Source organism: Enterococcus gallinarum NBRC 100675 (assembly GCF_001544275.1).
GTDB classification, from domain to species: Bacteria; Bacillota; Bacilli; order Lactobacillales; family Enterococcaceae; genus Enterococcus_D; species Enterococcus_D gallinarum.
The window spans coordinates 1-5,902 of the sequence record NZ_BCQE01000058.1; the positions used below are offsets into that span (position 1 = coordinate 1).

The 5,902-nt window shown below is 38.4% G+C and carries 6 protein-coding genes; 3 read left to right on the plus strand and 3 right to left on the minus strand.

The window, feature by feature from the left end:
* Window positions 1-369 precede the first annotated feature (369 nt).
* On the plus strand, window positions 370-843 hold the full coding sequence (locus EG2_RS17830) for a GNAT family N-acetyltransferase (protein WP_060815665.1): 474 nt from the start codon (window positions 370-372) through the stop codon (window positions 841-843).
* Window positions 844-931: 88 nt separating this feature from the next.
* On the opposite strand, the gene EG2_RS17835 is transcribed toward EG2_RS17830, so the two are convergent.
* Window positions 932-1,480 (minus strand): hypothetical protein, encoded by a 549-nt coding sequence (locus tag EG2_RS17835; RefSeq protein ID WP_060815666.1) that lies wholly within the window; start codon window positions 1,478-1,480, stop codon window positions 932-934.
* Between the two features lie 315 nt (window positions 1,481-1,795).
* Here EG2_RS17835 and EG2_RS17840 point away from each other — a divergent pair, with 315 nt between their 5' ends.
* The gene (locus EG2_RS17840) at window positions 1,796-2,509 is read left to right on the plus strand and encodes a GTP pyrophosphokinase (RefSeq protein ID WP_060815668.1); all 714 of its coding nucleotides are present in this window, start codon (window positions 1,796-1,798) and stop codon (window positions 2,507-2,509) included.
* 83 nt (window positions 2,510-2,592) lie between these two features.
* The gene (locus EG2_RS17845; RefSeq protein ID WP_060815670.1) at window positions 2,593-3,813 is read left to right on the plus strand and encodes a chloride channel protein; all 1,221 of its coding nucleotides are present in this window, start codon (window positions 2,593-2,595) and stop codon (window positions 3,811-3,813) included.
* Between the two features lie 249 nt (window positions 3,814-4,062).
* Here the strand turns inward: EG2_RS17845 and EG2_RS17850 are convergent, their stop codons facing one another.
* Complete coding sequence (locus EG2_RS17850; RefSeq protein ID WP_060815672.1) at window positions 4,063-4,929, minus strand: AraC family transcriptional regulator; 867 nt, start codon at window positions 4,927-4,929, stop codon at window positions 4,063-4,065.
* 369 nt (window positions 4,930-5,298) lie between these two features.
* Window positions 5,299-5,902, minus strand: a 604-nt coding sequence (locus EG2_RS17855) for a MucBP domain-containing protein (RefSeq protein WP_156424258.1), incomplete at its 5' end; no start/stop codon positions are given.

Below are 5,902 nucleotides of genomic sequence, written 5' to 3' on the forward strand. Positions count from 1 at the left end.
GGTGCTGTCTATTTTTTTCGATTTTAGCCCATACTTATAGGTACTTCAACCGATGCCTTCAGTCAGTTGTGAAAGAGTGAATTCTTTCCACCTTGCACACACAATGATCCGATTTCTTGAGCGATTTTTTACCTTTTTAAATAAAGAAAATAAAATTTGATTATCAGAATAATAAAAACTGAGCCAATACTATAGTAACAGGAAATAGTAAACAAAAAGTAAACTATTGCTAAAAAGTAAATTAAATACGAAAAGGACAGCCCGGCTTCTCCCCCTAACGCAAGACTAGCAGCTAATTGCAGTAACTGTATTTGTTCTTTGAGACAGCTTTCGTTATACTAAAAAAAAATAGAAGAAAGGACATACACTATGACAGTCAGAATTGAAGAAGTGTCCCAGTCTACTTGGCGTACAGTTGCTGCCTTAAAAGTATCAGAATCCCAACGTGCTTTTATTGAAGACAACACCACCTCCTTGCTGGAAGCTGCATATGATACTTCTTTGCATTGGGTCCCACTTGCTTTGTACAAAGAAGAAACCATTGTCGGCTTTGCAATGGTCGGTGCCTATAACGAACAAGAACAAAGTATTTGGTTGGATCGCTTGATGATCGATCAGCAATGGCAAAAATTAGGCTTAGGCAAGAAATTTATGCCATTGCTCCTAGACTATCTTTTCTGCCATTGGACAGTGGAAAAAATCTATTTAAGTGCCCACAAGGAAAACAAAGCGATCTTTTCGTTTTATACTGCTTTTGGCTTTAGGCATACCCAGCAAACAGATCCAGAAAACGGCGAGTTGATCATGGTATACAAGAAAACGACTGCGACAGAACCTTTCTAAAGGTAATACGCAGTCGTTTAGTTTATTCTGTTGTTGGATTTCGGCTCACAATTGTTACTAACTTGATACTGTTATACCTTTATTCCATTCAATCAGTCACTAAAGGAATCTCGATTTGATTACGTTCGATTTCGGTTAAGATCCTGTCAGGATCGCTACCATTTAGTAAAGGAACTAAGGAATCATCTATTCTTTTTTCAGTGAATGCAAAAGCTGGATGATTCCACAGAAGCAAAAATGGTTTCACAGAATTGATAGCAAATTTTAGCGGGTTCGGGTTTGCCTTACTTTTCAGATCCAGAAACAAGAAGTGATACCCACTACTCGCGGATAATTGTTTTCTTATCCCTAGATAAAAATACTCTAAGTCTGCGATTCTTATTTGAAACATTTTCTGCTCCTGCTTTTTCCTAAACAAACAATAGTTTTCTCCCAACTTGATTATATCAACGGTATCTTCCCCAATGATACATTTGCAATTAGGCGTTCCAGCTGAACGTTTGACAAACCCTTGAGGATATTCCTTGGTGTCAATTTCAATCAGTGCTGCTACCCGCTTTCCATCGAGTAACATTTTGGGGATGTCATTTGAAAATGTACTATAAAACCATGTTTGGTTACTAGTTTGCTTGTCCATTTACCGATCTCCTCCATCGAATACTCATTCGAAAACGTTTGCCCATAAAAGGCGCCATTCTCTTATTATTAAGATTAGTCTAATTCGAATCTCCCACATACACAATAGTATTTTTTTGTTTTTAATATAATTTATCAACCTGCCAATTTGATTGCACTGCTTCATTCAGCTGCTCTGCCCTCATCACTCTCTTATTCCCCATATAAGATTTTCTTCTCGAAGCCCTTTTCCGTGAGAAAAGTTGCTCTTGTGTTAAAATTATTAACAAATAAGTACTATTTTACTTTCGAGTAAAAATTGAATGGAGAGAGCCAAATGTCTGAATTTCCGATCGTCCAATTACTTGATATCGTAAATAAAGAACCAACAGTCAGTGACCACGTTATGGGTGTAGAAGCCATTGAACTTTATCAAGAGCTCACCGTATATTATCGCTCTGCTTTAGACGAAGTAGAAACAAAATTGTTGATTATTGATCGTGAGTTAGGAAGCAATAGTCACAGCGGTCGAAAAAATAGTATTCACCAAATTCAGAAAAGAATCAAAAAATTTAAAAGTGTTGTCAATAAATTGCACAAAAAACAGCTGAACTATTCCAAGGAGATCATCATTGATTCAATTCAGGATTTTGCTGGTTTACGAGTGATTTGTTCTTACCGCGATGATATTTATGCCATCATCGATTCGCTGCGGCGACATCCAGATATCAAGATTCTAAAAACCAAAGACTATTTAGAAAATCCTAAACCCAGCGGCTATCGCAGCGTCCATGTCGTAATTGAAGTACCTGTATATTTTCTCGAAGACACAAAACAAATCAAAGTTGAAATTCAGTTTCGAACCATCGCAATGGATTTCTGGGCAAGTCTAGAGCATAGTTTGCGGTACAAAAATGATTTAGAAAATCCTGCAATTTCAGAGAAATTACAAAAAATTGCGGACGACATGGATCATATCGAAAATGATATGCTGGCGATTCGTAAAGAAATCGAAGCTCTTAGTGAGCATAATGAGCCTACTGACTCTTAAAAAACTAGTAGGAACAAGCAGTTGACGTGCGCAAAAATTTTCCAAGCATAAGACAGGATCAATTCAAGAAAAGAGGAAAAATGATGGTATTTTCTACACTGTTCATATTGTATAGCAGTTTATTAGGTTTCGTAGTCGGAATACTGGCTGCTGTTTTTTTGTTAGTGACAAACGTTTTGATCGATTTTGTTTGGGTCGATATCCCGGGCATGGTTTCCATTCCTTTCTATCCACTAGTTGTTGGTATAGTAGGAGGAATTTTAGTAGGTCTCATTCAAAAAAGAATAGGGCAATACCCTACAACGATCGAAGAAACTCTAGGGGAATTTAAAAGAAAAGGCCGTGTCACTTATAAAAATCACTTACTTAAAAATGGTTTATCTGCGATTATCGTGCTGATGTTTGGTGCAAGTTTAGGACCCGAGGCCGCTCTAGCTGGAATCGTTGGCGGATTGATCACTTGGATAGGTGATCATTTAAAGATGACTTTTGAACATAGAGAAGAATTAGTAAAAGTCAGTATCGGAACTATGCTGTCCACTATTTTCCGAGCTCCTTTTGTCGGTGTCAGTGAAGTTTTCGAAGAACATGACTCACTTCAATTGAAAACGAAAGGAAGAAAAATTTTCTTATACGCCCTTAGTACTCTCTTTGGGATTGCAGGTTTTCTTTTCATTGAGCAATTCTCTCCAGAAGAAAGTGTCTTCTCTTTGCATTTCCCACAAACGATTGATTGGGCATGGCAAACGATTCTGCTGATGCCTGTTGGTTGGTTGCTAGGTGCTGTATTTGGTTTTCTGTTTTTAAAAATCGAACAATTGACGAATCAGTTAGCCAAAAAAATAAATAGCCCGATCATTCAAGCAATCATCGCTGGGATTGCCATTGGTTTGTTTGCTCTATGGTCTCCTTATTTCATCTTTTCTGGTGAACATCAGTTGCTGCCTCTATCGAAAGAAGCCTTAGGATTTTCCTTTTTCAGCTTACTGTTGTTAGGAGTGGGGAAAGCCTTTTTGACCAATTTTTGTTTTGCCTTTGGTTGGCGAGGCGGAAAAATCTTTCCTGCTATTTTCTCAAGCACTGCGATTGGGTTTGCTTTAGTGCACCTATTTCCTTACACACCCGGCCTGATTGTAGGGATCGTTGTTGCATCCAGCGTAACGATCATTCTCGGGCAACCATTCGTCAGTGCTGCACTGCTGCTTTTACTGTTTCCCGTTCAGTTTTTCCCAGCTATTGTTATCAGCAGTTTCGGAATAAGTAAATTACGAGATTTTCTCAAAAGCAAATCAGTCCGCACCTAACCGCTGACACTCTTACTTGATAGCTACTTCCTAGCGTTGTTGAATGTCATTATTTTTAGACATTAAAAAAGGATCTTTGAGAGAAGTTTTTCTACCAGCTGACTCCCAATGAGGATCAATTCGTTCCTCTCTCCAGCAGATTCTCGTTGGTATACGTCAAAAAAGCACAGAAGTGACTGTGCTTTTTTGATTTGCTTTTTTTGATTCCTCACTTTGCGTGTTCTTTCGTGACACTTGCTTAGTGAGTCATCAGCTTTTACTGACTGGAATCCATATCTCGCTTTTGCAATCAGGTTTAGACAAATCAGGACTTTCATGCCACAAAAGTTCGGGTCCTCCTGTCAATTGATAATGAGACATTGCCAACCATTCGCCATAGATGCGTGCCCATGTTTCTTGAACCGCTTCTGGAAATGGTCCTACGACTGTAAAAACCGCCCAATCGGATTCTTCCACCTGTAATAGATCATAGGCATCTGATGCTTTCTGGGTGGTTGCTACACCGACATACTGGTCAAGCTCTGTTCCTTCCACTTCTCGTTCTGTAAAATTTGCCGACACACTGATAACCCCTCGCGGTTGGATATTTGCCAGATTTTTTAGTTCCATAATACGCTCTGGTGTCAGATTCTCATACAATGATGCCATTTGTGGATTCTCACCATGATATTGCAGCGTGATCCGCTTTTTAAAACCGACGATTTGAAAAGATGCGTTGTGTACAATCCGATAATCCATTTTATTTCCTCCTTTGATCGTCAGCTGGAAAGTCATTGGTGGAAATACTTTAAGAACAACATCCAGCTGTTTTGCTTGTGAGGGAGAAACGCCATGCATCCCGCGAAAGGCTTTGCTAAAAGCATCCGACGAATCATAGCCAAGTAACGTTGCGGTGTCGATTACTTTCGCTCCTTGTTTCAACAAGTCTCCTGCCAAAACCAATTTCCTACATCGCAAATATTCACTTAAAGACATACCCGCCAAATAGGAAAATACCCGCCGAAAATGATATTCCGAACAACCAGCTAATTTAGCCATGTGTGTAAAATCAATTTCTTCTAACAAGTTTTCTTCTAGATATGCCATCGCTTGGTTCATATTCTCTAAAGGATTCATCCGTCTTCTCTCCCATCTCCTACACAATAACAAAGTCCAAAGAGCAGCACCCGGTATTATCGTTGCACATTTTATCGGTCTTTATTCATACACGTCTTTTTGATGCCCCAAGTATAGCATAGAACAAGAACTTCCTTTAAATGCATGAACGTTCTCTATGTTTTAAAAAGCGTATTTGTAAATAGATCTAGTTTTTTTTGAGCTGTCGATGTACTGATTCCTAAAGACTACCGCACACAAAAATACCAAAACAAGAAGATGGGCTCCCTGTTTTGGTATTTAGTCATTTACTCATCGATCTTTCTTAATGAACAATCCTTGTCTCCACTTAAGAATCGAAATCACGTAATCAAAAAGAACTGCTACCTTTTATTTTCGTCTTTTTATTAAATAGAATCCAATAAAGCTGACTAATCCAATTCCTATAAGGTTTAAATAACTATTTGATACGTCATTGGTTTGTGGTAATTTTGCTTTTGATTCTGAATCTTTTTGATAATTTGTATTTTCTTTCTTAGATGTTGATGTCTTGTTTTTTTGCTCTGAAGTGGATGCTTTTGCTTGAGAAGCATCTTTTGTATATACATATGTGATGGTTTGCGGCTCTTTCCCTAGCGTTCCGATCCGATTTTCTGGTAATTGGCTCTCATCTAGATGATAACCATTGATCGACAACTGATATTCTTTCGTAGTAGCATCATAGTGATCACCGATAGTTCCTTGAATGGTTTTCGCTGCATGAATTTCTTTGCCGTCTTTATCAACATAGACAACTGTCACAGCTGCCGCTCTTTCTGAATCTTTGCCTTTATCAGAATTCTTCGTATACACATATGTCACTGTTTGTGCTTGATCACTCATCACTCCAGTGCCATTATCCGGCAACTGATTTTCATCTAGTATATAGCCTTCGATCGTCAATTGATAATCTTTAGTCGTGGCGTCGTAGTTATCCCCAACATTTCCTGAAATG

What these genes read in the sequence shown, in the direction of transcription:
- EG2_RS17830 (WP_060815665.1), top strand. Translation starts at nt 370, where the DNA reads ATGACAGTCAGAATTGAAGAAGTGTCCCAGTCTACTTGGCGTACAGTT.
- EG2_RS17835 (WP_060815666.1), bottom strand. Translation starts at nt 1,480, where the DNA reads ATGGACAAGCAAACTAGTAACCAAACATGGTTTTATAGTACATTTTCA.
- EG2_RS17850 (WP_060815672.1), bottom strand. Translation starts at nt 4,929, where the DNA reads ATGAATCCTTTAGAGAATATGAACCAAGCGATGGCATATCTAGAAGAA.
- EG2_RS17840 (WP_060815668.1), top strand. Translation starts at nt 1,796, where the DNA reads ATGTCTGAATTTCCGATCGTCCAATTACTTGATATCGTAAATAAAGAA.
- EG2_RS17845 (WP_060815670.1), top strand. Translation starts at nt 2,593, where the DNA reads ATGGTATTTTCTACACTGTTCATATTGTATAGCAGTTTATTAGGTTTC.